Origin of the sequence: Alkalihalophilus marmarensis DSM 21297, from assembly GCF_000474275.2 — a bacterium.
Taxonomy (GTDB): domain Bacteria; phylum Bacillota; class Bacilli; order Bacillales; family Bacillaceae_D; genus Alkalihalophilus; species Alkalihalophilus marmarensis.
In genome coordinates this window covers 1-1,673 of the sequence record NZ_ATAE01000057.1, presented here as the reverse complement: position 1 = coordinate 1,673, position 1,673 = coordinate 1, and the positions used below count along the sequence as shown (strand labels likewise).

The window sequence follows — 1,673 nt, the reverse complement described above, 5'->3', positions numbered from 1 at the left end:
TGATATGCTCCCCATAAGGTAGACAGATTAAAAAATAAAAATCTGGCTACTTTAAGGGGAGTATTTTTAATGTCTAAAAGAGCTTTCACACCCACCTTCAAATTGGAAGTTTTAAAAGCATGTGAAGATGGGTTCTATACTTTATCAGAGATCATGAAGAAATACAAAGTAAGTAAAAGTGCTATAAAAGATTGGAAATATAAGTTGGATACATATGGTGCCTCAGGCCTTCAAGAATCATCAACTTGTAAACGTTACACAAAAGAACTGAAGCTTTCAGCTGTCAGAGATTGTGTCTCTGGTCAATATTCTATAAATGAAGCTGTTAAAAAGTATGAAGTATCAAGTACTTCAGTCCTTAGGAAGTGGATTAAGAAGTATAATAGTCATAGTGAATTTAAAGATACGGCAAAAGGAAGGTCGAACACTATGACTAAGAGGAAGAAAACGAATTGGGAAGAACGAATACACATTGCACGTCATTGCTTAAAGAACGGAAAAGATTATCAACAATCAGCTAATACGTATGAGGTTTCCTATCAACAGGTCTATCAATGGGTTAAGAAGTATGAGTCTGGCGGAGATGAAGCGCTAAAAGATAAACGTGGTAAAAAGAAAGAGGAAGCGCAACTGACTCCAGAAGAGAAAATGGAGCTTCAAATGAAAAAGTTAGAAAGAGAAAATGAACGGTTACGAGCGGAGAATTTATTCTTAAAAAAGTTAGAAGAGGTCGAAAGGAGGCGAAGATAAACCTAATCCGATATGAGGATAAATATATCGCTATACAAGAGCTGCATAAGAAAGAGAATTTAACCATCCATTTACTTTGTGAAATCGCAGGAGTTGCACGATCTGCCTACTATAAGTGGTTTAATCGTACCCCTTCTTCCCGAGAACTAAAGAACGAAGAAATCATCAAAGAGATGAAAACTCTCTATAGAAAAGTTGATGGTATCTTTGGCTATCGCCAAATGAACCTTCAAATAAACAGAAAGTTTAATGAGAAATTTAATCATAAAAGAATTTATCGGTTAATGAAGTTAACTGGTTTGCGCTCTGTCATCCGTGTCAAGAAAAAGCGATATAAACACTCTACTCCTCAACATGTAGCAGAGAATCTATTAAACCGTGAATTTACAGCAGAAAGACAAAATGAAAAATGGGTTACGGATGTCACAGAATTTAAGTATGGCCAATCAAAAAAGGCCTATTTAAGTGCAATCCGTGATCTTTATGATGGAGCCATTATAAGTTATGTTCTAGGTCGTTCCAACAATAATCAACTTGTATTTAATACACTTGACCAAGCTACATCACAATTAGCTGAGGAACACCCTCTTATCCATAGTGACCGTGGATACCAGTACACATCTAAAGGGTTTAAACGGATGATAGACGACGCAAAGATGACACAAAGTATGTCAAGAGTGGGGAGATGTATTGATAATGGACCAATGGAATCTTTCTTTGGAACACTGAAATGCGAGAAATACTATTTGAATAAATATGAGACATTTGATGAACTTTCATTTGCGATAGATGAGTACATCCATTTTTATAATCATGAAAGATACCAAAAACGATTAAACGGCTTAAGCCCTATGGAATACAGAGCTAAAGCCGCTTAAATCCTTTTTATTATTTCCACTGTCTACTTGACAGGGGGCAGTTCA

Annotated in this window: 1 protein-coding gene; it reads left to right on the top strand. The window is 35.9% G+C overall.

Translation table 11 applies throughout. From position 1 onward, the window contains the following. Positions 1–69 precede the first annotated feature (69 nt). Positions 70–1,628, top strand: a protein-coding gene (locus A33I_RS20385; RefSeq protein ID WP_152976499.1) for an IS3 family transposase whose coding sequence is annotated in 2 segments (ribosomal slippage) — positions 70–712 and positions 712–1,628 — 1,560 coding nt in all. Because the reading frame shifts where the segments join, the coding sequence is not laid out codon by codon here. The last annotated feature ends 45 nt before the right edge of the window (positions 1,629–1,673 follow it).